This window comes from Promicromonospora sp. NPDC050880, from assembly GCF_044456525.1.
In the GTDB taxonomy this organism is placed as follows: Bacteria; Actinomycetota; Actinomycetes; order Actinomycetales; family Cellulomonadaceae; genus Promicromonospora.
Genome location: NZ_JBITFV010000003.1, coordinates 509,661 through 535,518, shown reverse-complemented (window position 1 = coordinate 535,518; position 25,858 = coordinate 509,661). Strand labels below are relative to the sequence as shown.

The following is a 25,858-nucleotide window of genomic DNA, read 5'->3' as shown; positions in this document are numbered from 1 at the left end:
CCCACCCCCACCCCCCCCCCCCCCCCCCCCCCCCCCCCCCCCCCCCCCCCCCCCCCCGCGGGGGGGGGCCCCCCCGGCCGGCCCCCCCCCCGCCGTCGTCGTCCCTGGAACCGTGCTACGGGCGAGCCGTCACGGTGTGCGCCCACGACCCGCGGAACCCGAGGGTGGTGCGCCAGCCCTCGGCGGTCTTGGTCAGGGTGCGGCTCACTCCTTTGTCGGAGACGGCCTGCATCGTCTTGATCTGCCCGCTGGAGTACCGCGCGGTGACCTTGACCGATCTGACCCAGCCGAAGCCGAAGATGGTCCGCGCCTTCGCCTGCGTGAGCGTGCCCGTCCACGACACGTACGGGTTGCCGGGCGCCTGGGCCGAGTAGGGGTCCGACACGTGCGCCAGGTGCGACTGCGCGGCCGTGCCGAACGCGTCCCGGTTGCTCGCGGTGCCCGAGAAGCTGCCGCCCCGGCCCGACGCCGCGAAGTACGGCGTCTCGGCGATGCCGCCGGACGCGTTGCGCACCACCGTCACCGTCGACACGTCGTCCTGCCGGGTCGCGTCCACGGCCGCCCGCCAGACCGAACCCGACTCGCCGCCCTCCTTCTTCCAGCCCGTGTAGTTCTGGCTGGCGGTGTCGTCGTAGAGGTGGCAGTCGCAGGAGGCCTTCAGGCCCTCGGTCTTGTCGAGGACGGCGTAATTGCGGGCGACGATCGCCTGCGCCTGGAGCGCCGCGGCCCCGCCGTAACCGCTCGTCCCCCACAGCGACGGCATCTCGTCGATCCCGTACAGGTACTCGTCGTTGAGGGCCACCTGGTTGACCACGTTGGGTCGCGTCCCCGGGCTGCTGATCCGGAGCCGGCCGTGCCGGTAGGTGCCCTGGGCGCCGGTGACCGTCACGGTGCCGGAGGTGCCGGGCCAGTAGTCGGTGCCCGTCCACTCCAGGTAGAGGGTCGGGCGCGCGCCGATCGTCTGCCGCACGGTCCCGTTCTCGGTCACCGTGGCGGTCACTCCCGACGTGGTGCGTGCGATGGTGATCCGCCGGGCCGACGTGCCCGTGGCGAGCTGCGTCGAGGCGCCGTCCAGGAGCCGCCACGACCCGGCGGACAGGCTCAGCGTGGTGGTGGCCGGGTCGGAGGCACGGCCGAGCACCTGCACGTCGATCGACGTCCGCGGGTTGTTCGCGGTGCCGACGGTCGCACCGGTGTAGTAGTACCGCAGGATGTCGACGGCAGACCGGCCCGACCGGGCCATCTGGTAGGCACCCCACTGCGACATGCCGACGCCGTGCCCGCTGCCCGAGCCGGCCACGGCCCACGAGCCGGGCACGACCGTCACGGTCATGGTCGCGCTCGTCGCCGTGCTGGTGCGGAACCGGTACTTCGTCGTGACGGACGGGTTGACCGACGCCGTCGCCTTGCCCGTGGAGCCCGTGGTCACGAACTTCACCCGGACCCAGGAGCCGCCGCTGTACCGCTGCAGCGCCACCCTGGCGTTCTTCCGGACGACACCGTTGTACCGGTACACGACCGAGAGCGTCCGCGGCGTCGCCGCCGTGGTCGTCGACGTGCCGGAGGCGGTCAGCGTGTAGCCCGCCGCCTCGGCCGGCGCCGCGGACAGTCCGACCGCGAGGAGCAGGGTGACGAGGAAGGCGGCCGCACGGGCGAGCCGCGCGGCAGGAGCGGCGCTGATCAATGTGGACACATCGGGCAGATTCCCATACGAACGACGCCGGGCGGGTGACTTCCGAGGAAGTTCACCCGCCCGGCGTCGGTGTGCCGGCGGCCGCCGGTGCCCGGTCAGGCCCGGGGCCGGCCGATGTCAGTCGAGGTAGTCGCGCAGCACCTGCGACCGCGAGGGGTGGCGCAGCTTCGACATCGTCTTGGACTCGATCTGGCGGATGCGCTCACGCGTCACGCCGTAGACCTTGCCGATCTCGTCGAGCGTCTTGGGCTGGCCGTCCTGCAGGCCGAACCGCATGGAGACCACGCCGGCCTCGCGCTCGGAGAGCGTGTCGAGGACCTGGTGCAGCTGCTCCTGCAGCAGCGTGAAGGACACGGCGTCCGCAGGGACGACGGCCTCGGAGTCCTCGATGAGGTCACCGAACTCGCTGTCGCCGTCCTCGCCGAGCGGGGTGCTCAGCGAGATGGGCTCGCGGCCGTACTTCTGGACCTCGACCACCTTCTCGGGGGTCATGTCCAGCTCCTTGGCCAGCTCCTCCGGCGTGGGCTCGCGACCCAGGTCCTGGAGCATCTGGCGCTGGACGCGGGCCAGCTTGTTGATGACCTCGACCATGTGCACCGGGATGCGGATGGTGCGGGCCTGGTCGGCCATGGCACGCGTGATCGCCTGCCGGATCCACCAGGTGGCGTACGTCGAGAACTTGTAGCCCTTGGTGTAGTCGAACTTCTCGACCGCACGGATCAGACCGAGGTTGCCCTCCTGGATCAGGTCCAGGAACAGCATGCCGCGGCCCGTGTAGCGCTTGGCGAGCGAGACCACGAGGCGGAGGTTGGCCTCCAGCAGGTGGTTCTTGGCCCGCTTGCCGTCGTGCGCGATCCACTTGAGGTCGCGCTCGAAGCGGCGCTGGTCCTTGTCGTTCCGGTCGAACTCGGTGGTCGCGAGCCGCTCCTCCGCGAACAGGCCGGCCTCGATGCGCTTGGCGAGCTCGACCTCCTGCTCCGCGTTCAGCAGCGCGACCTTGCCGATCTGCTTCAGGTAGTCCTTGACCGGGTCCGCCGTGGCACCGGCGGTGACGACCTGCTGCGCAGGCTGGTCGTCGTCGTCCGTGTCGGAGACGACGAACCCGGAGTTCTCGTCGCCCTCCTTCGTGGCCTTGCCGGCGCGGCCTCGGGTCGCCTTGGTGGCGGTCTCCGGACCGGCCTCGGCCTCGTCCTCGGGGTCCTCGACGGCGACGCCGTCGGGCTCGATGTTGTCGTACTTCGACTTGCCACGGGCGGCTGCCTTCTTGCCGGCGGCGCCCTTCGCGCCCGGCTTCTTGCGCGTCTCCGTGGTCTCCTCGTCGAGGTCGTCGACCTCGCTCAGGTCGATGTCGTCCACCTCCTCGATCTCGTCGATCTCCTCCGGCTTCGCGGTGGAGCGCGCCGGAGCCTTCTTGGCGGCCGTCGTCTTCCTGGCGGTCGTCGTCTTCGCGGCCGCGGTCCGGGTGCGCCGGGCGGGCTTCGCCTCGGCGTCGCCGTCGGCCGGGGCCTTCGCCGCGACGGTGGAGCGCGTGGCCGCGGCAGCGGCCACCTTGGTCACGGTGGGCAGACCGACCTGCACACCGGCGTTGGCCAGCGCTCGCAGCACCGCCTTGAGCCGCTTGGCGTCACCGACCTCCGCGGTCTCGCATGCACGCCGGAAGTTCTCGGCGTCGACCGAGCCCTCGGCGGTGCCACGGGCAAGGAGCTCCTGCAGGGCAGGATGCTCGAACTCGCGGGGCAGGTTGTCGCGTGCGGGGGCAGGAGTGATGTCCTGGGGGGCTTTCAGCGGAGTGGGCGCCACAAACCGACCTTTCGGCATTCGAGGGGGCGGTGTACTGCCGACGTGGCCTTCACTGGACCTTCTTCTTCCGCCGGCGAACATATATATTGTACCGTCGGCATCCGTGTACGCCGCGACGAACGCGGCGATCGCGGCAAAGTCGGTGCGAAGTCACCTCGGGCGGGCCGCCCCGAGTGGGTGTGGGATTCTGCATGCCTTCATTTGCGTGCCAAGGGTCAACGAACCGGACCGCCCGACCATTCCCGGCGTGGCCGATCCGTTGCCGGCCAGCTCCCCGAGCGCCCCGCCCGGACCACCTCGTACGGAGCCCTCGTACGGAGCCGTGGGGTGCCCCCGGGTCCACCCCACGGCCAGCCTCAGGCCTTGACCGGCCTCGGGCTCCTGACCGCACTCGGACTGCTGTACCGGCCTCAGACCTTGACGGCGAGCACCGGGCACGGTGCCTCGACAAGGATGCGCTGGGCGCCGGCCCCGAGGATGAGCTTGCCGACCGGGCTGCGCTTGCGCAGGCCGATCACGATCAGTGCCGCACCGGTGCTCGTGGCGGTGCGGATCAGGTCCTCGGCGAGGTCACCCGTGCCCTGCTCCACCCGCACGTCGGCGCCCGCCGCGAGCCGGCCCACCAGCTCCTCGGTCTGGGCCTGGCACTCGTCCAGGGGCTGCTTCCCGCTCGTGACGACGACCAGCGGGACCTGGCGCTCCCGCGCCTCGGTGACAGCGGTGCGCAGAGCCTCCTGGCCCTCGGGCGTGGCGAGGTGACCGACGACGATCGTCATGTCCACCGACGCTACCCCACCGGAAGCCCCTGATCGTGCCTCACACGACCGCCACCTGGTCAGGATCGGTCCCGTCGCCGTCACCGGCTCCGTCACGGGCCTGCAGGTTGGCCGGACGATCGGTCGGACGATCGGGCCAGGCGCGCGACCGGGAGTCGCCGCGGGCGGCGGCGCCGGGTTCGTGCCGCGAGGAGTCCCGGTCCCGTCGCACCCACCCGGGCGGGACTCCCCCGACGATCGCGCTGCGCAGCAGCAGGGCGAGGCGGTACTCCGGGTCGACACCGAGCGCCTCGGTCACGCGCTCGACGGCGAGCCCTCCGTCGCCGTGCCACCACGCGATCAGCGCGAGCAGCAGGTAGGCAGGTGCCCGGCGACGCCGGGGCACGTGCGTGACCACCGCCTCCAGGACCCGGCGTGCGGGACCGGTGACGCCGGTCTCGGGCGGGACTCCCTGCACAGGGTCGATGATCCGCGCCATCACCCCGCTGATGGCCGCGTCCGTGTCCCCGTCCGCCTCACGGCGGGCCGTGCGACGGGCGATCTCCTCGGTGCCGGGCGCCAGGCTGAGCAGCACCGCGTCGCGGACCGGCGTGTCGGCCAGGGCGGCCCCGATCTTGCCGAGGGTCACGGGTGACAGCGGGTCGTCCTGTCCCGGGCGGGTGGCGGCCGTCTGGCGGACCGCGGACCGCCACAGACGGAGGCTCTCCGCGCCCCACTCGGCCAGTGCGGTCTCGTCGCTCGCCGTCGGGTACCGGGATCCGGCGAGGAGCCGCCGGAGGGTCTCGCTCCAGCGGGCGGCGGCGCGCCGCGCCTGGGTGCGGGCCGTCTCCGGCGCAGGTCGCAGGGCGTACCGCTCCTCGCGGGTGCCGGCCACCGTGCGCCCCTCCAGGACCATGTGGGCCGCGACCCGGCTGCCCTGGAGCACGGTGAGGGGCCTGCCCTGCGGCGGGCAGCAGAGCGGGTCGGTGCAGTCGAGCGCCCGGAATCCCGTGGGTGTCACGAGCCACACCTCCACGCCGGGCAGCCGCCGTTCGAGCCGGGCGCGGAGCACCTCGACGGCGCGCCGCGCTGCCGCCACCGGCCTGACCACGTCGGTCTCGGTGTAGAGCACGACGACGGCGCGGTCGGCGCCGTCGGCCACCACGTGGTCGGTGAGCCAGCGTGCGGTGGCGGCGCCGTCGGGCCCGCCCGGGTCGCCGGGCTCCCGGAGGCGGAGGTCGTCGATGTCGACCCGGGCCACGAGCCCGACCCGCTGACGCGGTCCCGTCAGGCTCACCGCGACGACGGACTCCGCAGGCCGGAAGCCGAGCCGGTAGGGGATGTAGGCCAGGAGGTCCTCCGGCCCGGCCACGCGGACGACCGTGGCGGCGGGCGGGGCCGGCGGCGCGGGCGGCACCGCCGGGGCCGGCCGGCCTCGGCCGGTGCTCCGGCCCGTATCCGAAGCCGGGAGCGGATCAGGAACCGTGGCGGGAAGCGGTTCGGGAGCCGGGCCGGGAACGCGTACTGCGTCCGGGCCGCGGTTCAGGTCGGCGTTCAGGTCGGCATTCAGGTCAGCGTTCACGTCGAGATCCACGTCAGGACTCGCGTCGAGGGTCAGGTCGAGGTTCGCGTCACGGCGCGCATCGGAGTTCATGCCCACGATCACAGCCGCCCGGCGACGCCCCGGCACCGTCAGGAGCGCCCGTGTGGACAACATGCTGCCTGTGGAGGAGGTCCGTGCGGCACGCTGTCCGAACGAGGGTCTCTCCGGCTACCGTGTGCGACGTGCCTCACCTCGTCACCGTCCGCCGCACGGCCGCGCTCGCCGCCGCCGTCGGCCTGGCGCTGGCGACCGCCGGGTGCGGTTCCGGGACCGAGCAGCCGGCGTCCGCCTCGGCCGGCGAACGCGCGCCGGAGGCCGGTGCCGTCGCGTCGGGCGGGCCCACCGAGCTGCCGACCTTCGACCCGTCGTCGGCCGTGGCGACGTACGCCGACGGGTTCCCTGCCGATCTCTTCCCGATGCCGGAGGGCGCCACGCTGCTGGCGTCGTCGGCGCGGCCCGTGACGGCAGGTGCCCGGGCCGCGGGCCCGCCGATGACGCAGGTGACGCTGAACCTGTCGTCGCAGCTCCCCGCGAAGAAGGTCGTGGAGCAGGCCCGGAAGATCCTGCTGGACCAGGGCTTCAGGCAGATCTCGGCGCCCGAGTCGAGCGGGCTGACCGCCCAGACCGCGTTCCTGCGGATCACGCGTGCGAAGTCGGGCGAGGTCCAGGAGTCGCTCGTCGTGGGGGTGCTCGACGACGGCGACCGGCGCCTCGCCTCGATCAGCGGCACCGTCCGCACCCCGTAGGACCCCATAGGCTGGGCGGGTGTCCGCCTCACCCACCCGTGCCGGTGCCCTGACCCCCGCCGCTCTCCTCGACGCCGAGAACCTCCGCACCGACGTCGATGCCGCGGTGTCCGCCCACCTCGACCTGCTGGGTGCGGAGGTCAGCGCGATCAGCCCGAGCGCCCAGGCGATGGTGGACGAGGCGGCCGGCCTGCTCCTGGGCGGCAAGCGGCTGCGAGCGGCGTTCTGCTACTGGTCGTTCCGCGCGCACGGCGGTTCCGCGGACCCGGCGGACCCCGCGCGTACCGCGGCCGTCCGCGTGGGTGCCGCGCTCGAGCTGTTCCAGGCGGCGGCACTGCTGCACGACGACGTCATGGACAACTCCGACACCCGGCGCGGACGGCCCACCGCGCACCGGGCGTTCGCCGCCCGGCACGCCGCAGCCGGCTGGGCGGGCGAGCCGGAGGGCTTCGGCGACGCCGCGGCCATCCTGCTCGGCGACCTGGTGCTGCTGGCCGCGCAGCGCGAGCTGACCGCTGCGCTCGCGCCGCTGCCGCCCGAGGTGGCCGGACCCGTGCGGGCCCGGTTCGACGCCATGCAGAGCGAGGTGGTCGTGGGCCAGTACCTCGACGTGCTGGTCCAGGCCGAGCCCTGGGGCGACGACCCCGCCTCCGACGAGGAGCGCGCCCGCCGGGTGCTGCGGGCCAAGACCGCCAGCTACTCGGTGGCCGCGCCGCTGGCGATGGGCGCGCTGCTGGCCGGGAGCGGTGCGGACGCCGCATCCGGGATCGAGGCGGCCGGCCTGCCGCTGGGCGAGGCGTTCCAGCTCCGGGACGACGTGCTGGGCGTGTTCGGCGACCCCGCGGTGACCGGCAAGCCCGCCGGGGACGACCTGCGCGAGGGCAAGCGCACGGTGGTCGTGGCCCGCACGCTGGCGCTGCTGCCCGACCCGCACGGGGAGCAGGCCGCGGTCCTGACCGCCGCGCTCGGCGATCCGGGGCTGACGGACGAGGACGTCGAGCGCGTGCGCGGGGTCATCGTCGGCTCGGGCGCGCTCGACGCCGTGGAGCACCTGATCGACGACCTGGCCGTCCGCGCCCACGCGCTGCTCGGCCTGGCCGACCTGAGCGAGCCCGGACGGGGCGTGCTGAGCGACCTGGCGCACGCCGCCGTCGACCGGACCGCCTGAGCGAGCAGGCCGGCCGCGCCGGGACGGAGCGACCACGCGCCGGCAGGCACCAGCGTCAGCACCCCCGGCTCAGAACCTCCCGGCTCAGAACCTCCCGGCTCAGAACCTCCCAGCTCAGAACGTCCAGCTCAGAACGTCCAGATCGTCACCTCGGCGCCCTGCTTGAGCCGTTCGCCCGCGGACGGTTCGGTCTCCACGACCCCCTCGCCGAACAGCTCGCCGAAGCCGCGCACCGTCACCCTGTACCCGGCGTCCTCGAGCGTCGTGGTGGCCTCCTCGACGGACAGGCCCACGACGTCGGGCACGGTGCCCCGGGGGCCGCCGCTGACGACCATCGTCACGCTGCTGCCCTGGTCGGCGCCCTTGCCGCCGGCGGGCTCGGTCCGGAGCACGGTACCGGGCGGTGTCTGCTCGTCGAAGACGGTCTCCCGCTTCACCGTGAAGCCCTCGGCCCGCAGCGTGTCACGGGCCTCCGGCGCCGCCGTCCCCGCGACGTCCGGCACCGTGACCGGCGGTGGCCCGTCCGACACCGTGAGCCGCACGTGCTCGTCGACCGGGATCATGTCGCCGTCGCGCACCGACGCCCAGATGACCTCGCCCTCGGCGCCGTCGTTCGTGTACTCGCGGGACACCTCGACGTCCGCGAGGCCGGCACCCTCCAGCGCGGCGACGGCGTCGGCCTGCGGCATGCCGACCAGGCCGGACGGGACCTCGGCCAGCTCCTGACCGAGCGAGACCACGAGCCGGACCGGCTCGTCCCGCTGGGTGCGGCTGCCCTCGTCCGGCCGTACCGAGATGACCTGCCCCTCGGGCACGTCCGAGTCGTACTCCTGCGTGCTCGACGGCGTGAGACCGGCCTCGGTCAGCGCCTCCTGCGCGCGTTCCTCGGTCGCCCCGACGACGCCGTCGGGCACCACCGCGTAGGCCCCCGGACCACGCTCGACGTACCACCAGGCGCTGAACAGGACCGCTACCAGCGCGACCGCCAGCAGGGCGGCACGACCGCGCCGCCGCCGGCGGGGCGGCGGCGGGACCGGCGGCACGGGCGCACCCGCCTGCACGGGCTGCACCTGCTGGGCCGCCCACCGGCCCACCTGCGGCCGCTCGACCACGGCGGTCCGCGCCGCCTTCACCGCGGCGGACGACGGCGGGGGCGCCGCCTTCGCGGGGATGTCCAGCACCTCGTTCGGGATCTGCCGGAACGTGCTGCGCAGCGCGTCGAGCGCCACGACGGCGTCGGGCGGGCGCTGGGCCGGGTCCCGCGCCGTGAGCGCGCGGACGAGCTGGTCCAGCGGGCGGCCCAGGTGGCCGGCGAACGCGCTCACGGGCGGCACGTCGCTGTTCACGTGCGCGAACGCGACCTGGATGGGCCCCTCCCCCTCGTGCGGCAGCCGGCCCGTGAACATCTCGAACGCGAGGATGCCGACCGCGTAGACGTCGGCGCGCGCGTCGACGTGACCGGTCGAGATCGTCTCCGGCGCCAGATAGGCCACCGTGCCCAGCACGGTGCCCGTGGTCGTGTTGGACACCTCCGAGATCGCGCGCGCCAGCCCGAAGTCGGCCACCTTGGCCCGCCCCGTGCCCTCCTCCAGCAGCACGTTCTCCGGCTTGATGTCGCGGTGCACGATGCCCTTGGCGTGCGCGGCCGCGAGCGCGGACAGGACCACGTCGAGGATCGCGAACGTGCGGCGCAGCGTGAGCTCACCCTCGCGGATCAGGTGCCGCAGGTTGGTGCCCGGCACGTACTCCATGGTGAGGTAGCGCATGTCGCCGTCGATGCCCTGGTCGTAGACCGCGACGACACCGTGGTGCTGCAGCCCGGCGGCCGAGCGCGCCTCGCGCTCGAAGCGCTGCAGGAAGCTCGCCGCCTGGTCGCCCTCCGCCAGGTGCGGGTGCATCACCTTGAGGGCGATCTCCCGGTTCAGGCGCGTGTCGTGCGCGCGGTAGACCGTGGCCATCCCGCCGCGCGCCACGCGCGCCACAATCCGGTACCGCCCGTCGACCAGGCGGCCGATGAGCGAGTCTGCCGTCACCTGAGCCACGGGTGGGAGTGTACGGGGGACCGCCCACACGCCGGATGAAACGCGCACACCGGACAGGGGACGTTGCGGGATCGTTGCGGATCACGGGGGCGGGCCCCGTCGCCTAGGCTTCTCCTGTGACAGATCTCGACGCCCTCGTGGGCGAATGGCTGACCCTCCCCGACCTCGCCGAGACCCTCGACGTCGAGGTCGGCAAGTGCCGCGGCCTCGTCCGTGACCGGTACGTCGTGGGCATCAAGCGGGGCGACAACAAGACCTTCCAGGTGCCCGCCCGGTTCGTGCTGCCCGAGGTCGACGGGCGCCCCGGCCCCATCCCGACCTTGCGGGGCACGGTCATCCTCCTGTCGGACGCCGGCTTCTCCGACGAGGAGATCATCGAGTGGCTGTTCACGCCGAACGAGGAGCTCGGGGAGCAGCCGGTGGACGCCCTGATCAACGGCAAGCGCGCGGCGGTGCGCCGGGTGGCGCAGACGCTGCTCTGACGGACCGGAGGACCGTCAGGCCCGCAGCATCTCGGCCACCTGGAACGCCAGCTCCAGCGACTGCTGGTGGTTCAGGCGCGGGTCCACCAGGGTCTCGTAGCGCAGCGCGAGGCCTGCGTCCGAGATCTCCTCGCTGCCGCCGAGCACCTCGGTGACGTCGTCGCCGGTGAGCTCCATGTGCAGGCCGCCCGGCACGGTGCCGAGCGCCCGGTGCACCTCGAAGAACCCGGCCACCTCGTCGAGCACGTCCGTGAGCCGGCGGGTCTTGTACCCGCTGTCGGACGTGATCGTGTTGCCGTGCATCGGGTCCGTCACCCACGTGACGTTCGCGCCGGACCAGGTCACCGCCTCGACGATCGACGGCAGCACGTCCCGGACCCGGCCGGCGCCCATGCGCGTGATGAAGGTCAGCCGGCCCGGCAGGTTCTCCGGGTTGAGGCGTTCGGTCAGGGCCAGCGCGTCGTGCGGCGTCGTCGTGGGGCCGAGCTTGACACCGATCGGGTTGGCGATGCGGGCCATGAAGTCGACGTGGGCGCCGTCGAGCTGGCGGGTGCGCTCGCCGATCCACAGGAAGTGCGCGCTCGTGTCGTAGGCCTTGCCCGTGCTCTGGTCCGTGCGGGTCAGCGCCCGCTCGTAGTCGAGCACGAGGGCCTCGTGGCTCAGGTAGAACTCCACCGAGCGCAGCGCGTCGAAGTCGGCGCCGCACGCGTGCATGAACCGGATGGCGCGGTCGATCTCGTCCGCCGTCTTCTCGTACCGCGCGTAGGCGGGGTTGCGCATGAAGCCGCGGTTCCACTCGTGCACCTGGCGCAGGTCGGCGAAACCACCCTGGGTGAAGGCACGCACCACGTTCGCCGTCGCGGACGAGATCCGGTAGGCCTGCTCCAGCCGCTCCGGGTCGGGCGTGCGGTCGGCGTCCGTGAACGGGAATCCGTTGATCATGTCGCCGCGGTAGGCGGGCAGCGTGACGCCGTCGCGTGTCTCGGTGTCGCTGGAGCGTGGCTTGGCGTACTGGCCGGCCATGCGGCCCATCTTCACCACGGGCGTGCTCGCGCCGTGCGTGAGCACCACCGCCATCTGCAGGATCGTGCGGATCTTGTTGCGGATGCGGTCGGCGTTCGCCTCGGCGAACGTCTCCGCGCAGTCCCCGCCCTGGAGCAGGAACGCCTCGCCCCGGCCGGCGGCGGCGAGCCGCTCGGTCAGGGTGTCGGCCTGTGCGGGCACCACGATGGGCGCGGCCTGGGCCAGGCGGCCGGTCGCCGCCGCGAGTGCTGCGGCGTCCGGCCACGTGGGCTGCTGGCGTGCCTCCAGCGTGCGGAAGTGGTCCAGACCCGTGGGGCCCGTGGCCCGCCCGGCCGGATCGGTGACGGTGCTCATCGACGCGCCGCCCGCCGTACCAGAGCCCGTGGTGCCAGAGCCGGTGGTGCCAGTGGTGCCCGCACGGTGCTCAGTGCTCCGCCGGGGCGGCCGGCACGAGCGGCTGGCCGATGTCCGACAGGATCTGGCCGAACCACTCCTGCGAGACGTCGAAGGCCTTGCCGCCGGCGATCCGCGGGAACGCGATCGCCTTGAGGCGGTCGCCGTCCTCCTCGTCGTGGCCGATGACGCCGGACTCGCCGCGCAGCGCGCACTCGACCGCGTAGTCGGTCATCGACTTGATCAGGCGCAGGTCGTCGCCGTTCGCGGCGGCGGCGCGGGAGAAGTAGCCCGACTTCTGGACCATCGTCTTCTCGGCGCCGAGCTTCTCCGCGAACTGCTTGGCGAACCACTGGCCGGGGTTGATCGTGTCGAGCTTGACGTGCCCGAACGGGTCCCGCTCCACGGTCTCGCCCGCGGCCTCGAGCTGCGCCACGATCTCGTGCATGCCCGCACCCTCCGACAGGAAGATGTTGACGTTGCCCTGGGTGTCCATGACCTCGCGCAGGCGCTTGGCCTCGCCCTCGATGTCGATCTCGAGCTCGGGCAGGAACACGGCGTGCACGTCCCAGCGCTCGCGCGACAGGCCCAGCGCCGGCGCCCACTCCTGCTCGTCCAGCCACTCGCGGTAGGCCTTCGCCGTGGCCGCGGTCAGCCAGCCGCAGTGGCGGCCCATGACCTCGTGCACGATGAGCATGCGCGGGCCCACACGGTTCTCGCCGATGATGTTGGCGGCGAACTTCGCGCCCTCCTCGGCGGCGGTCCACGCGCCGAGCGACTGCTTGATCGGCACCACGTCGTTGTCGATCGTCTTGGGCAGGCCGACGACCGTGAGCTCGTAGCCGTTCTCGTGCAGGTACGCGGCCAGGTCGGCGGCGGTCGTGTTGGTGTCGTCGCCACCGATGGTGTGCAGCACGTCCACGCCGTCGGCCTTGAGCTGCTCCGCGGCCACGTGCAGCGGGTCCTGGCCTTCCTGGACCAGGCCGCGCTTGACCGCGTCCTTGACGTTGGTGAGCTTGACGCGCGAGTTGCCGATCGGCGAGCCGCCGAAGCGGTGCAGGACGTGCGCCTGCTTGCGGGCCTCCTCGTCGATCTCGATCTTGTTGCCGGTCAGCAGGCCGTGGTAGCCGTGCAGGTAGGCAATGATCTCGATCTCGGGGTCGAGCTCGGTGTAACGCTCGATCAGGCCGCCGACCGACGACGACAGGCAGGGCGCGAAGCCGCCGGCGGTCAGCAGGGCCACACGACGAACAGCCATCGGAGGAGCACCTCTCATCAGGGGAGTTTCGCGGTGCCGCAGCCGGCGTTCGCCCGCGCGGCACCCTTCGTCGTCATCCTACTGACGGGTGGGGACGGCGCTCGGCACGTCCGGTGAATGAGCACCCGCGTCCCGCGGCGGCGCGGGCGTGCCATACTGCCTGCGAGCCTCCCGGCTGCCTCAAGGGCCCGGGAGGCTTTCTGTTATGACGACACGACTGATGATCCGGCCCACGACCCCTGCCGACCAGCCGCTGCTGGAGCGGCTCTGGCTCCTGTTCCGGCACGACATGTCCGAGATCTCCGGGGCCCTGCCCGACCCGAGCGGCCAGTTCCGCCGCGAGCGCCTGGACGCCGCGTTCACCGACCCGGGCTGGCGCGGCCTCGTCGCGCACCTGGAGGCCGACGGCGGCGCGCCGGCACCCGTCGGCTTCGCCCTGGTGCGCGGGCTGGACGGTCCGGCCCGCGTGCTCAGCTCGTTCTTCGTGGTGCGCGGGGCGCGCCGCGACGGCGTCGGACGGCGTCTCGCGGCGCACGTGCTGGCGAGCTTCCCGGGTCGCTGGGAGATCGCCTTCCAGGACGCCAACGTCCCGGCGGTGCGGTTCTGGCGCGGGGTGGCCACGGACGCCGTCGGGCAGGCGTGGACCGAGGAGCACCGCGCGGTCCCGGGCCGCCCGGACCTCCCCCCGGACACGTGGATCTGCTTCACCACTGCCACGCCCACCCCGGCATGAGTTCGGTGGGGGGGGGGGGGGGGGGGGGGGCGCCGCCCGGCCCCCCCCCCCCCCCCCCCCCCCAACCCCCCCCCCCCCCCCCCCCCCCCCCCCGGGATTGTTTGGGGGGGGTTGCCGCGAGATCGGTCACTCCACGGACCGATCTCGCGACAACCGACCGAACTCGGCCTCCCGCCACACAGCAGGCGCCGGATGTCTCAGCCGATCAGGTGCAGGCTCTCCTTGTTCTTGTCCGCGTACAGGCGCTCGACGTCGGCGTCGAAGTCCTTGAGGAACACCGCGCGCTTCACGCTCTGCTTGGGCGTGAGGTAGCCGTTCTCGATGGTCAGGTCGCCGGACAGCACCGTGTACTTGCGGATCGACTCGGCCTTGGAGACGGCCTTGTTGGCGCGCTGCACGGCCTGGTCGAGCGCGGCGAGCACGTCGGGGTCCGTGCGGGCCTCGTCCACCGACAGGGCGGGCTTGCCGTGCATCTTGAGCCAGCCGGGCAGGCCCTCGGCGTCGAGCGTGATGAGCGCCCCGATGAACGGCTTGTTGTCGCCCACCACGACGCACTGGCTGACCAGCGCGTGCGCGCGGATCCGGTCCTCGAGGTTGGACGGCGCCACGTTCTTGCCGCCCGCGGTGACGATGATCTCCTTCTTGCGGCCCGTGATGGTCAGGAAGCCGTCGTCGTCGAGCACGCCCAGGTCGCCGGTGCGGAACCAGCCGTCCTCGGTGAACGCCTCCGCCGTGGCGGCCTCGTTCTTGTGGTACGCGGTGAAGATGTGGTGGCCCTTGAGCAGGATCTCGGAGTCCTCGGCGATCCGGACGCCGCAGCCGGGCAGCTGCAGGCCGACCGAGCCGATCTTCGTCGCCGTGGGGCGGTTCACGCAGGTCGGGGCGGTGGACTCCGTGAGGCCGTAGCCCTCCAGCACCTTGAGGCCGAGGCCGCGGTAGAAGTGGCCCAGGCGCTCGCCCAGGGGGCCGCCGCCCGACACCGCGAACTCGGCGCGGCCGCCGAGCCGGGCGCGCAGCTTGGAGAACACCAGCGCGCTGGCGATCGCGTGCTGCAGGCGCAGCCCCAGCCCCGGGCCCGACGGCGTGTCCAGGGCGCGCGACCAGGCGATGCCCGTCGCCGTGGCCCAGTGGAAGATCTTCGCCTTGCCGCCGGCCGCGGCCGTCTGCTCGGCCGTGTTGTAGACCTTCTCGAACACGCGCGGCACCGCGAGGATGAACGTCGGCTTGAACTCGCCCAGGGCGTCCACCAGCGTGGTGGTGTCGCCCCAGTGCCCCGTGACCACGCCACCCGCCACCGCGAGCACGTGGATGTAGCGGGCGAACACGTGGGCCATCGGGATGAACAGCAGGGTGCGTCCGCCGTCCTTGGCGAACACCTCCGGCACGGCCTCGACGGCGTTCACGGCGAGCGACGCGAAGTTGCGGTGCGTCAGCTCGGCACCCTTGGGGCGGCCCGTGGTACCCGAGGTGTAGATGATCGTCGCGATGCTGTCGAGGTCCGCGAGACCGCGGCGCCGGGCGATCTCCTCGTCGGGCACGCCCGCCCCGTCGGCGGCCACCGCGTCCAGCGCGCCGTCGTCGATGACGAGCACGTCGGTCAGCAGCGGGACGGCGGGGCGCACCTCGCCGACCGTGGCGGCGTTGGCGGCGTTCTCGGCGAAGAGCAGCTTCACCTCGGCGTCGGACGCGATCCACTCGACCTGCTCGGCCGAGGACGTCTCGTACACGGGGACGGGGACGGCGCCGGCGGCCCAGACCGCGAAGTCCAGCACGGCCCACTCGTACCGCGTGCGGGACATGATGCCGACCCGGTCGCCCGGCTCGATGCCGCGGGCCACCAGGCCCTTGGCCACCGCGACCACCTGTGCGTCGAACTCGCCGGCCGTGACGACCCGCCAGGGCTCACCCTTGCCTGCGGGGACCTCCATCATCGGCTTGTCGGCGCCCTTGCCGACCCGCTCCGCGAGCACGTCGTTGAGGTTGGAGGTGGGGGGCAGCTCGATGAGGATCGGGCTGAAGATCTCGTCCATTCTGACTCCAGTGGCAGTACTGACCGTGCCTGCAAAGATACCGGGAAACGGACGCTGCGTGGTGCACCTGCGACGGTCGCTACCCTGGGTGTGCGCACCTTTGCGGTGCAACCCCCTTCCCGACGGTCCGTGCGGCCGTCGTGCAACGAGAGAACGTGAGGACGCATGCACGCCATCGGGGTCGACATCGGCGGCACGAAGATCGCTGTGGGAGTCGTCGACGAGGACGGCAACATCCTCGCCCAGGTACGGCGGGAGACCGACGCCGACGACGTCGCGAACATCGACGAGGCGATCGCCGACGCCTGCAACGAGCTCGTCAAGGAGCACGAGGTGGGCGCGATCGGGCTCGCCGCGGCGGGCTTCGTCAGCCCGGACCGGACGTCGGTGAACTTCGCCCCGAACATCGCCTGGCGCGAGTACCCGCTGGCCGCGAAGGTCGGTGCGCTCGTGGACGCCGACGTGCCGATCGTGGTCGAGAACGACGCGAACGCCGCCGGCTGGGCCGAGTTCCGGTTCGGAGCCGGCCGCGACGCCACCGACATGCTGATGCTGACCGTGGGCACCGGCCTGGGCGGCGCCGTCATCTCCGAGCGGGAGCTCGTGCGCGGCAAGTGGGGCATGGCCGCCGAGGTGGGCCACATGCGGGTGGTGCCCGAGGGGCACTACTGCGGCTGCGGGCACGAGGGCTGCTGGGAGCAGTACGCCTCGGGCAGCGCGCTGGAGCGCGACGCCCAGCACGCCGCCGTCGCGCGCGTGGACCAGGCGGCCCGCCTGCTCGAGCTCTCCGGCGGCGACCCGGCGAAGATCCGCGGCAAGATGGTGACCGAGGCGGCCCAGGAGGGCGACCCGCTCGCCGTCGAGCTGCTCGCCACGCTCGGCCGCTGGATCGGTGAGGGCTCGGCCTCCGTCGCGGCCCTGCTCGACCCGGAGCTCATCGTGATCGGCGGCGGCGTCGGCGCGGCGGGCGACCTGCTGCTCGGCCCCGTGCGCCGGGGCTTCGAGGCGCAGCTCTCCGCGATGGGGCACCGCCCCGTCGCGCAGATCGAGCTCGCCGAGCACGGCAACGAGGCGGGCATCGTGGGCGCGGCGGACCTGGCCCGCCGCTGAGCCCCACCCGGCACGGGGGGGGGGGGGGGGGGGCGCCCCCGGGGGGGGGGGGGGGGGCCCCGCCCCCCCCCCCCCCCCCCCCCCCCCCCGGCGCCCCCCCCCCCCCCCCCCGGCCCCCCCCCCCCCCCCCCGCGTCTCAGACCACTGCGCCCGGGCCGTCGTCGTCCGGGTCGCGCTGGTGCGGCATGCGCCAGACGAGCACACCCAGGCCGGCCACGAACAGGCCGAGGCCGATCTGCCCGACCAGCGGCGGGATGTCCAGCGCGGGCACCGCCGCGGACAGGATCATGCCGATCACGGCCAGCACCGGGACACCCACGACGAAGCTCCACGCCATGGTGAGCAGCGGGTCCCGGGACAGCAGCGGCGGCGGCTCCGGCGGCGTGAAGTGCGACTCCTCCTCCTCGAGCGCCTCCGCCTCGGGCGACAGCGGCCAGTCGCGCGGACCGCTGGGCGGGTTCGCGCCCGTACCGCCCGGTGCAGCCGGACCCTGGTCGCCCGAGCGCCCGCCACCGGTCCAGTCGCCGGCCGCCCAGCCGCCGTCGGTCCAGCCGGCGACGTCGCCCGCACCGCCCGGCCGCCCGCTGCCGGGCCGGCCGCCGCTCGACCGCCCGGGGTCGCCCCCGGTGTCGCCGCGAGCGTCGCCGACGGACTCCCCCTCGTCACCCGGCCGCGAAGTCTGAGAAGATTCGGCGGTCTTCCCCGGTCCGGCGGCCTCGCCGTCGGACCGGGACACGTCGATGTCGCCGAGCGTGGCGACGATGTCTGCCCAGCGCGAGGCCACGTCGTCGTCGCCCAGCTCCCGGGGGGTGTCGCCGGGCACGTCGTCGTCGCGGTCGTCGGTGTTCGATGCGGCCATGCGCACACTCTATTGTCGTCAGGGGGCCCGCGGGGTCGGGTCGTGAGGAGGAATCTTGTTCTACTGGGTGATGCGGAACCTGTTGGTGGGCCCGCTGCTGCGCCTCGCCTACCAGCCGTGGGTCATCGGGGCGCGGAACGTGCCGCGCACCGGCGCCGCGATCATGGCCAGCAACCACCTGGCGGTGATCGACTCGTTCATCCTGCCGCTCCTGATCCCGCGCCGGGTGACCTTCCTCGGCAAGTCCGACTACTTCACGGGCAAGGGCCTCAAGGGCAGGATCGTCGCCTGGTTCATGACCGGGATCGGCGTCATCCCCGTGGACCGCTCGGGCGGGGCCGCCAGCGAGGCGGCGCTGCGCACCGGCCTGCGGGTGCTGCGCGAGGGCAAGCTGTTCGGCATCTACCCCGAGGGCACCCGCAGCCCCGACGGTCGCCTCTACAAGGCCAAGACCGGTGTGGCCCGGATGGCGCTCGAGTCCGGCGCACCGGTGATTCCCGTGGCGATGGTCGACACCGACGTGGCGCAGCCGGTGGGCCGCACGCTGCCGACGTTCATGCCGCTGGGCGCCGTGATCGGCGAACCCCTCGACTTCAGCCGGTACAAGGGCATGGAGACGGACAAGTTCGTGCTGCGTGCCGTCGCCGACGAGATCGAGTACGCGATCCTCGCCCTGTCCGGCCAGGAGTACGTCGACGCCTACGCCGCCAGCGCCAAGGAGCGTGCGGCGCGAGGCGAGCCGCCGACCCCCAGCTCCGAGGAGGGCCCCGGCGGGCTGCCCCTGCCGGAGGTCGAGAAGCCGCGCCGGCCCGGGCGGCGCTGAACCGGCTGACTCCGCCGGGCGGCTGACACGCCGGCCAGCACCTGCGGGAGCGAGAGGTGCTCCCGCAGGTCGGTTGCACACGGTAGACAAGGTCTACCGTGTGCAACCCCTCCCCGCGGGGCACACCGTCCCGCGCGACGCGCCCGGCGGTCGACCCGCTCCCTGACGATCGTCGGCGCGGTTCCCGGGAACGAGCGGTGTCACACCCGCCGGGCCGGCGGTGCCGTGGAGGCCCGCTGCACCAGGCTGGTCGCGAGCTCGGTGCGCAGCGTGTGCCCGCTGGCGGTGCGGGCCCGGTGCACGAGGTCGACGGCGGTGGCGCCCATCTCGGAGAGCGGCTGGCGCACGGTGGTCAGCGGCGGGTCGATCCAGGGCGCGACGGGCAGGTCGTCGAAACCGACCAGCGAGACGTCGCGGGGCACGGCCAGACCCGCCTCGCGCAGGGCCCGCAGCGCCCCGAGCGCGGTGTCGTCGCTGCTGGCGAAGATCGCGGTGGGCGGGTCGTCCAGCCGGAGGAGCCGCTGCGCGCCCTCGTAGCCCGAGGTGACGCCGTAGGCGCCCACGTGCACCAGGTCGTCGTCCACGACGAGGCCTGCCCGGATCATGGCGGCGCGGTAGCCCGCGAGCCGCGCGATCGCGTTGTCCTGCTCCAGCGCACCCGTGATGGTGGCGATCCGCGTGTGGCCGAGGGCCAGCAGGTGTCCCGTCGCCTCCAGCCCGCCCTGGAAGTTGGTCGCGCCGACGCTGAGCATGCCCTCGGGCGGCCGCTGCCGCGGGTCGACGACGACGAGCGGCGTCCCGGTGTCGGCCAGCGCGCGCCGCGCCTCGGCGTCGGGCACGGCCACGATGCTGACCAGGCCGTCAGTGCCGCGCTCCAGCGCGTGCCGCACCCACGAGCTGCAGTCGTCAGGATCCGGCTCGACGGCCAGGACGACGTCCAGCCCGAGCCGGCGGGCGCCCGCGACAGCACCTCGCACCACGGCCTCGGACCAGGTGCCCTCGAAGTCGACGATGCGCACGTCGATCATGCCGGTGGGCTTGGCCGCCGGCGGGCGGACCTCGTAGCCGTGCCGTTCCAGCACCGCGGTCACCTTCGCGCGGGTCGAGCCGGCGACGTCGGGCCGGGTGTTGAGGACCTTGGAGACCGTCGGGACCGAGACGCCCGCCTCGGCCGCCACGACGGCGAGCGGGGTGCGGGGCTGTTCCGTTGCCATGGGTCCTCCGACATTCTGCGAGCCACGTTTCCGAAATCAGGATCGTAGCGGATCCGCCGGAGCATCCGGCCACGAACCGAGGCAACAGGCCAGGACTGGAACGGGCGCCCCGTTGACATGCCCGCACGGCACGTCTACTCTCCCGGCGTCTTTCCGAGATAGATCTTCGAAATTTCGAAGACGGCAGTCGCGGATCAACAAAGGAGTGATCGTGAACAGGACACCTCGCCTCGCCGCAGCGGCGACGGCGTCGACCCTCACGCTGGCCCTCGCCCTGACCGGGTGCGGGCGCAGCGACGAGGCCGGCACCACGACGGACGGCTCGACGGCCCTCACGGACGGCCCCGCGACGGGCACCGTCGAGGTCTGGGCCATGGGCACCGAGGGCGAGCTGCTGCCCGAGCTCGCCGAGCAGTTCGAGGCCGACAACCCCGACGTGACGGTCAACGTGACGCCGGTGCCGTGGGAGTCGTCGACCGAGAAGATCAACACCGCCATCGCGACCGGCGAGGTGCCCGACGTCATGCAGGTCGGCACCACCCTGGTGAGCGGTTTCGTCGGGCTGGACGGCCTCGCCCCCACGCCCGAGGAGATCGACTCCGAGGCGTTCTTCCCGGGCGCCTGGGACACCACGGTGGTCGACGGCACCTCCTACGGCGTGCCCTGGTACGTCGAGTCACGCGTGCTGTACTACCGCACCGACCTCGCCGAGGAGTCCGGCGTCGCGGCGCCCGAGGACTGGGCGGGCCTCACCGACTTCGCGGCCGGCCTGCAGGACGCCGGGGCCGACCACGGCATCGCGCTGCAGACCCGCGGCAACTCCACGGCCCTGATGTACCTGCCGTTCTACTGGCAGGCGGGCGGCGAGATCATGGACGACGCCGGCGAGTTCACGCTCGACAACGACGCGCAGGTCAAGGCGCTGGAGTACTACTCCTCGTTCATGCGTGACGGGCTCGCCCCGCCGGTGCTCGTCGAGGACGAGAAGGTGCAGAACTTCATCGACGGCAAGCTCGGGTCCTTCGTGTCAGGCCCCTGGGAGCGCGCCAACCTGCTGACCACGGCGGGCGACGACTTCGCCGACAGGTTCGGCGTGGTGCCGCTGCCGGCCGACGAGGAGACGGCCTCCTTCATCGGCGGCTCCAACCTCGCCGTCCTGGCGGACGCCGCCAACCCCGACGCGGCGTGGAAGTTCGTGCAGTTCGCCACCGACCCGGCCGTGCAGGTGGACTGGTTCGAGATCTCCAGCGACCTGCCCGCCGTCCAGGCCGCCTGGGAGGACCCGGCCCTGGCCGACGACGACGCCGTGGCCGTCTACGAGGACGTGCTGACCACCGCGCGCTCGACCCCGGCGATCCCGACCTGGGCCGAGATCGAGCATGAGCTCGACCTCATCATCGAGCAGGTCATCGCCGGTGACGTCACGCCCGAGGACGCGGCCACGCAGATGCAGGACGCCGCGACCGCCATCGGGACGGGTCTGGACTGACCGTGGCCGTCTCCGCACGCCGCCGCCGCACGGGCCTCGCCGCCTGGGGCTTCGCGCTCCCGTTCACCGTGCTGTTCGCGGTGTTCCTGCTGGTCCCGGTCGCGTCCTCGCTCTACATGGCGTTCACCGACATGCGCGGGGCCGACCTGCGCAGCCCGTGGGCCGTCAACTTCGTCGGGTTCGACAACTTCGTCGAGGCGCTCACGGACCCGAAGTTCCAGCAGGCCGCCGGCAACACGCTCTACTTCGTCGGGGTGGCCATGCCGCTCACCCTCGCGATCGCGCTGCTGCTCGCGGTGCTGCTGAACTCGGGCCTGGTGTGGTTCCGGTCGGTGTTCCGCGTGGGCTTCTACGCCCCCGTGGTGACGTCGATCGTCGCGGTGGCGGTCGTGTGGCGGTTCCTGCTGCAGCCCGACTTCGGTCTCGTGAACTCCGCGCTCGGCGTGGTCGGGATCGACGGCCCGCGGTGGCTCACCGACGAGGCCTGGGCCATGCCGTCGCTCATCGTGATGGCCACCTGGCGCAACGTCGGGTACTCGATGGTGATCCTGCTCGCCGGCCTCCAGGGCATCCCCCGGGACGTGTACGAGGCCTCGGCGATCGACGGCGCCGGGCCCGTCCGCCAGTTCTGGTCCGTCACGGTGCCGCTGCTGCGGCCCACGCTGCTGTTCTGCGCGGTCATCACCGGCATCGGGTACCTGCAGTTCTTCGAGGAACCGTTCGTGATGACGCAGGGCGGACCCCTGGGCGCCACCAACTCGGTGGCGTACGAGATCTTCAACCAGTTCGGGTTCGGCAACTACGGCCTGTCCGCGGCCATGAGCTACGTGCTCTTCGTCGCGATCGTGATCCTGTCCTACCTCCAGTTCCGCCTGCTCAGGACGGAGAAGTGATGGCCGCCTCGACCCGGCCCCGCCGGCTGACCCCGCGCGCGATCCTGCTCAACGTGGCGCTCCTGGTGGGCCTCACGGCCTCCATCGGGCCGCTGGTGTGGATGGTCGTGTCCTCCGTCAAGCCGGAGGGCGAGATCCGGCAGTTCCCGCCCACGCTCATCCCCGAGCAGCCGACGTGGTCCAACTACACCGAGCTGTTCGCCTCGCTGAGCTTCCCGCGCTACTTCGTCAACTCGGTGGTCGTGGCCCTGGTCGTGACGATCGGGTCGGTGCTGTTCAGCGCCATGGTCGGGTACGCGCTGGCCAAGCTCGACTTCCCCGGCAAGCGGACGCTGTTCGCCCTGGTCATGGGGACGCTCATGGTGCCGGGGATGGTCACGTTCGTGCCGCTGTTCGTGCTGGTGGCCAACCTGGACCTCGTCAACACGTACGCGGCCCTGATCCTGCCGTTCCTGGCGGCGCCGTTCGGGGTGTTCCTCATGCGGCAGTTCATGCTCGACGTCCCGGACGAGCTGCTCGACGCCGCGCGTGTCGACGGTGCGGGCGAGTTCCGCACGTTCTTCCGCATCGTGCTGCCGCAGGCGCGGCCGGCGCTGGCGACGCTCGGCATCCTCACGTTCCTCGGGTCCTGGAACAACTTCCTGTGGCCGCTCGTGGCCGTGCAGTCCGCCGACAGGTACACGCTGCCCGTGGCACTGGCTCTGTACTCGACCGGCCAGAACACCGTGCAGTACGGCCTGCTGGTGGCGGGCGCCACCGTCATCGTGCTGCCCATCCTCGTCGTCTTCCTCGTCCTGCAGCGGCACATCGTGCAGGGCATCTCCACCACCGGCCTGAAGTAGGAGTTCTCCCGTGACCGAACAGATCACGCTGCCCACCGCCCCCGGCTTCCTGTGGGGCGCGTCCACCGCCGCCCACCAGATCGAGGGCGGCAACGTCAACAGCGACTGGTGGGCCAAGGAGCACGTCGCCGGGACGCTGTGCGCGGAGAGCTCCGGCGACGCCGTCGACAGCTACCACCGCTACCCCGAGGACATCGCCCTGCTGGCGGACGCCGGGCTGAACGCGTACCGGTTCTCGGTCGAGTGGGCACGCATCGAGCCCGCCGAGGGCGAGATCTCCCGGGCGCAGCTCGCGCACTACCGGCGCATGATCGACGCGTGCCTGGCGGCGGGCGTCACACCGGTGGTCACGCTGCTGCACTTCACGCTCCCCCGCTGGTTCGCCGAGCGCGGCGGGTGGTTCGCGGCCGACGCCGTCGATGCGTACGCCCGCTACGTCGAGACCGTCACCTCGATCCTGGCCGACGTGCGGCACGTGGTCACGATCAACGAGCCCAACATCACCTCGATGATGCTCGGCGCGAGCCGGCGCACCAACCTGGACGCCGCGGGCCTGGCAGCTCCCGACGAGGCCGCCTCCGAGATCCAGGCGACCGCCCACCGGCGCGCCGTCGACATCCTGCACGGGCTGGGGCACGTGCGGGCCGGGTGGACCGTCGCGAACCAGGTCTTCCAGGCGGCGCCCGGCGCCGAGGCCGCCCGGGACGCCTATGCGTACCCGCGCGAGGACTTCTTCCTGGAGGTCGCGCGCGACGACGACTTCGTGGGCGTCCAGAGCTACCTGCGCACCATCATCGGGGCCGACGGCGAGCCCATCCCCTTCGGCGACGACGTCGAGAAGACGCTGACCGGCTGGGAGTACTACCCGCAGGCGCTCGGCGAGGCGCTGGAGTACACGCACAAGATCACGGGCGGCGTACCGATGATCGTCACCGAGAACGGCATGGCCACGGCCGACGACGCCCGCCGCATCGACTACACCCGGGGCGCGCTGGGCGGCATGGCCCGCGCGATGGCCGCCGGCTGCCGTGTCGAGGGCTACCTGCACTGGTCGCTGCTGGACAACTACGAGTGGATGAGCGGCTTCGCCCCGACGTTCGGGCTGATCGCCGTGGACCGGACCACGTTCGAGCGCACGCCCAAGCCCAGCCTTGCGTGGCTCGGCACGGTCGCCCGGACGGGCGAGCTGCCCGCCTGACGCCTGGACGCACCACCTGTCACGACTACGACGACGTAGAGGAGACACACCATGAGAAGACACCGGACCGCGGTCGCGGCGGCTGCCGTCGCCGCGCTCGCGCTGACGGCGGTGCCCGCGAGCGCCGTCGACCGGACGGCACCGGCTGCGAGCGCCGCCGTCGGCCTGGGGCAGGACGCGCCCCGGACGGACGGCACCGGCTCGGAGCGACGTGAGCTCCGTACCTGGGCGGCGGACACCTGGCGGTCGTTCGACGCGCTGGTGGTCGAGGAGACAGGCCTGCCCGACGACAACATCGGCGGGGACCTGGACCCGGCCACCCGGGGCGGGTACACGTCGCCGACCAACATCGGCGCGTACCTGTGGAGCACGGTCGTGGCCCGGGACCTGGGGCTGATCGGGTCCCGTGAGGCGCACCGCCGTCTGGCCACCACGCTGGACACGGTCGCGGGGCTGGAGAAGCACGAGCCCAGCGGCATGTTCTACAACTGGTACGACCCGGCCACGGGCGCCAAGCTCCTGACGTTCCCCACGAGCGGCGACCCGGTCAAGCCGTTCCTGTCGAGCGTGGACAACGGCTGGCTCGCGACGGGTCTGCTCCTGACCGCGCGCGCCGAGCCGTCCCTGGCCCGTGCGGCGGACGCCGTCCGCGAGGAGATGGACTTCGGCTGCTACTACGACCCGGCACAGAACCAGATCCGGGGCGGGTTCTGGGACACGGACCCGCAGGAGACCGCGCCCGTGCCGGGTGACTACTGCGGCATGGGCACGGACGTCTGGTACACGGGCCACCACTACGGCGCGTTCAACACGGAGCCGCGCATCGCGTCGTACCTGGGCATCGCCGAGGGGCAGATCCCGGCGGAGCACTACTTCGGCACGTACCGCACGTTCCCCGACACGTGCGACTGGTCGTGGACCGAGACGCGGCCGGTCGGGCAGTGGGCCGAGCACCTGGGCGTGCCCGTGTTCGAGGGCGCGCTGCCGTACCGGGGCATGCGGGTGGTGCCGACCTGGGGCGGCAGCATGTTCGAGGCGCTCATGGTGCCGCTGTTCGTGCCCGAGGAGACGTGGGGACCGCGGTCGTGGGGCCGCAACCACCCGCTGTACGTGCGCGGGCAGATCGAGCACGGTATGCAGGAGGCCGACTACGGGTACTGGGGCTTCTCGCCGTCCAACGACCCGGCCGGCGGGTACCGCGAGTACGGCGTGGACCAGCTCGGGCTGGACGGGCCGGGCTACACCTCGGACCAGGAGCGCACGACGTTCGACCAGCCGTACGAGGGCTGCCGCGAGGGCTCGCCGGCGCCGACGGAGTACGGCGACGGCGTGGTGACGCCGCACGCGTCGTTCCTCGCGCTGCGCTACGCGCACGGTGACGCGATGGCCAACCTGCGCAACATCGCCGCGGACTTCGACGCGTACGGCCCGGGCGGCTTCTACGACGCCGTGGCCGTGCGCAGCGGCCAGGTCTCCCAGCGCTACCTCTCGCTGGACCAGGGCATGATCATGGCCGCGCTCGGCAACGAGCTGGCCGACGACGCCGTCCGGCGCTATGTCTCCCGTGGCGACCTGGAGCGCGAGGTGCGACCGCTGATGGCCATGGAGACCTTCGCCGTCGGCCGCGACTGAACCCGCCCGCCGTGTCAGGCGCACGGGTCGCTCCGGTGACCTGTGCGTCTGGCACGCTGGATCTCCGCACCA

General features: G+C 72.7%; 21 protein-coding genes. 11 read left to right on the top strand and 10 right to left on the bottom strand.

All coding sequences use genetic code 11. From position 1 onward, the window contains the following. Positions 1 to 115 precede the first annotated feature (115 nt). From ACIBBF_RS09120 to ACIBBF_RS09105, 4 genes are all read right to left on the bottom strand, one after another. Positions 116 to 1,693, bottom strand: coding sequence for a SpoIID/LytB domain-containing protein (locus tag ACIBBF_RS09120; RefSeq protein WP_397412672.1), 1,578 nt, complete (start codon positions 1,691 to 1,693; stop codon positions 116 to 118). A gap of 117 nt (positions 1,694 to 1,810) precedes the next feature. After that, complete coding sequence (locus tag ACIBBF_RS09115; RefSeq protein WP_397412670.1) at positions 1,811 to 3,511, bottom strand: RNA polymerase sigma factor; 1,701 nt, start codon at positions 3,509 to 3,511, stop codon at positions 1,811 to 1,813. Positions 3,512 to 3,903: 392 nt separating this feature from the next. After that, entirely contained in the window at positions 3,904 to 4,269 is a 366-nt protein-coding gene (locus tag ACIBBF_RS09110; RefSeq protein WP_397412668.1) for a universal stress protein, read from the bottom strand. Positions 4,270 to 4,309: 40 nt separating this feature from the next. Next, on the bottom strand, positions 4,310 to 5,902 hold the full coding sequence (locus tag ACIBBF_RS09105) for a DUF4192 domain-containing protein (protein ID WP_397412667.1): 1,593 nt from the start codon (positions 5,900 to 5,902) through the stop codon (positions 4,310 to 4,312). A gap of 131 nt (positions 5,903 to 6,033) precedes the next feature. Here ACIBBF_RS09105 and ACIBBF_RS09100 point away from each other — a divergent pair, with 131 nt between their 5' ends. Further along, positions 6,034 to 6,597, top strand: a complete 564-nt coding sequence (locus ACIBBF_RS09100) for a hypothetical protein (RefSeq protein WP_397412665.1) — start codon at positions 6,034 to 6,036, stop codon at positions 6,595 to 6,597. A 19-nt stretch (positions 6,598 to 6,616) separates the two neighbouring features. Then, positions 6,617 to 7,765, top strand: a complete 1,149-nt coding sequence (locus ACIBBF_RS09095) for a polyprenyl synthetase family protein (RefSeq protein ID WP_397412663.1) — start codon at positions 6,617 to 6,619, stop codon at positions 7,763 to 7,765. A gap of 128 nt (positions 7,766 to 7,893) precedes the next feature. Here the strand turns inward: ACIBBF_RS09095 and pknB are convergent, their stop codons facing one another. Next, positions 7,894 to 9,807, bottom strand: a complete 1,914-nt coding sequence (pknB, locus tag ACIBBF_RS09090) for a Stk1 family PASTA domain-containing Ser/Thr kinase (protein WP_397412661.1) — start codon at positions 9,805 to 9,807, stop codon at positions 7,894 to 7,896. A 116-nt stretch (positions 9,808 to 9,923) separates the two neighbouring features. On the opposite strand from pknB, the gene ACIBBF_RS09085 reads away from it, so the two are divergent. After that, entirely contained in the window at positions 9,924 to 10,289 is a 366-nt protein-coding gene (locus ACIBBF_RS09085) for an Rv2175c family DNA-binding protein (protein WP_397412659.1), read from the top strand. A gap of 15 nt (positions 10,290 to 10,304) precedes the next feature. Here ACIBBF_RS09085 and ACIBBF_RS09080 read toward each other — a convergent pair whose 3' ends face one another. Further along, positions 10,305 to 11,666: a class II 3-deoxy-7-phosphoheptulonate synthase gene (locus tag ACIBBF_RS09080; RefSeq protein WP_397412657.1), complete on the bottom strand. Its 1,362-nt coding sequence runs from the start codon at positions 11,664 to 11,666 to the stop codon at positions 10,305 to 10,307. A gap of 70 nt (positions 11,667 to 11,736) precedes the next feature. Then, positions 11,737 to 12,963: a pyrophosphate--fructose-6-phosphate 1-phosphotransferase gene (locus ACIBBF_RS09075; protein ID WP_397412655.1), complete on the bottom strand. Its 1,227-nt coding sequence runs from the start codon at positions 12,961 to 12,963 to the stop codon at positions 11,737 to 11,739. A 205-nt stretch (positions 12,964 to 13,168) separates the two neighbouring features. On the opposite strand from ACIBBF_RS09075, the gene ACIBBF_RS09070 reads away from it, so the two are divergent. After that, positions 13,169 to 13,696, top strand: coding sequence for a GNAT family N-acetyltransferase (locus ACIBBF_RS09070; protein WP_397412653.1), 528 nt, complete (start codon positions 13,169 to 13,171; stop codon positions 13,694 to 13,696). Positions 13,697 to 13,893: 197 nt separating this feature from the next. Here the strand turns inward: ACIBBF_RS09070 and ACIBBF_RS09065 are convergent, their stop codons facing one another. Then, complete coding sequence (locus tag ACIBBF_RS09065) at positions 13,894 to 15,726, bottom strand: AMP-dependent synthetase/ligase (RefSeq protein WP_397412651.1); 1,833 nt, start codon at positions 15,724 to 15,726, stop codon at positions 13,894 to 13,896. 165 nt (positions 15,727 to 15,891) lie between these two features. Between ACIBBF_RS09065 and ACIBBF_RS09060 the strand changes: the two genes are divergently transcribed. Beyond that, entirely contained in the window at positions 15,892 to 16,836 is a 945-nt protein-coding gene (locus ACIBBF_RS09060; protein ID WP_397412650.1) for an ROK family glucokinase, read from the top strand. A 136-nt stretch (positions 16,837 to 16,972) separates the two neighbouring features. Here ACIBBF_RS09060 and ACIBBF_RS09055 read toward each other — a convergent pair whose 3' ends face one another. Next, positions 16,973 to 17,695, bottom strand: coding sequence for a hypothetical protein (locus tag ACIBBF_RS09055; RefSeq protein ID WP_397412648.1), 723 nt, complete (start codon positions 17,693 to 17,695; stop codon positions 16,973 to 16,975). Positions 17,696 to 17,750: 55 nt separating this feature from the next. Here ACIBBF_RS09055 and ACIBBF_RS09050 point away from each other — a divergent pair, with 55 nt between their 5' ends. After that, positions 17,751 to 18,518: a lysophospholipid acyltransferase family protein gene (locus ACIBBF_RS09050; RefSeq protein WP_397412646.1), complete on the top strand. Its 768-nt coding sequence runs from the start codon at positions 17,751 to 17,753 to the stop codon at positions 18,516 to 18,518. A gap of 200 nt (positions 18,519 to 18,718) precedes the next feature. Here the strand turns inward: ACIBBF_RS09050 and ACIBBF_RS09045 are convergent, their stop codons facing one another. After that, positions 18,719 to 19,732, bottom strand: coding sequence for a LacI family DNA-binding transcriptional regulator (locus ACIBBF_RS09045; protein ID WP_397412644.1), 1,014 nt, complete (start codon positions 19,730 to 19,732; stop codon positions 18,719 to 18,721). A gap of 211 nt (positions 19,733 to 19,943) precedes the next feature. On the opposite strand from ACIBBF_RS09045, the gene ACIBBF_RS09040 reads away from it, so the two are divergent. Genes ACIBBF_RS09040 through ACIBBF_RS09020 form a run of 5 tightly spaced genes read left to right on the top strand, consistent with a single transcriptional unit; the run spans position 19,944 to position 25,786 of the window. Continuing rightward, positions 19,944 to 21,221, top strand: coding sequence for an extracellular solute-binding protein (locus ACIBBF_RS09040; protein WP_397412642.1), 1,278 nt, complete (start codon positions 19,944 to 19,946; stop codon positions 21,219 to 21,221). A 2-nt stretch (positions 21,222 to 21,223) separates the two neighbouring features. Continuing rightward, positions 21,224 to 22,114, top strand: coding sequence for a carbohydrate ABC transporter permease (locus tag ACIBBF_RS09035; RefSeq protein ID WP_397412640.1), 891 nt, complete (start codon positions 21,224 to 21,226; stop codon positions 22,112 to 22,114). Then, positions 22,114 to 22,956: a carbohydrate ABC transporter permease gene (locus tag ACIBBF_RS09030; protein WP_397412638.1), complete on the top strand. Its 843-nt coding sequence runs from the start codon at positions 22,114 to 22,116 to the stop codon at positions 22,954 to 22,956. Before ACIBBF_RS09035 ends, ACIBBF_RS09030 begins: the two co-directional genes overlap by 1 nt. A gap of 10 nt (positions 22,957 to 22,966) precedes the next feature. After that, a complete protein-coding gene (locus ACIBBF_RS09025; protein WP_397412636.1) occupies positions 22,967 to 24,154 on the top strand; it encodes a glycoside hydrolase family 1 protein in 1,188 nt (395 codons plus the stop codon). 51 nt (positions 24,155 to 24,205) lie between these two features. After that, positions 24,206 to 25,786, top strand: a complete 1,581-nt coding sequence (locus ACIBBF_RS09020) for a glucoamylase family protein (protein ID WP_397412634.1) — start codon at positions 24,206 to 24,208, stop codon at positions 25,784 to 25,786. Positions 25,787 to 25,858: the final 72 nt, after the last annotated feature.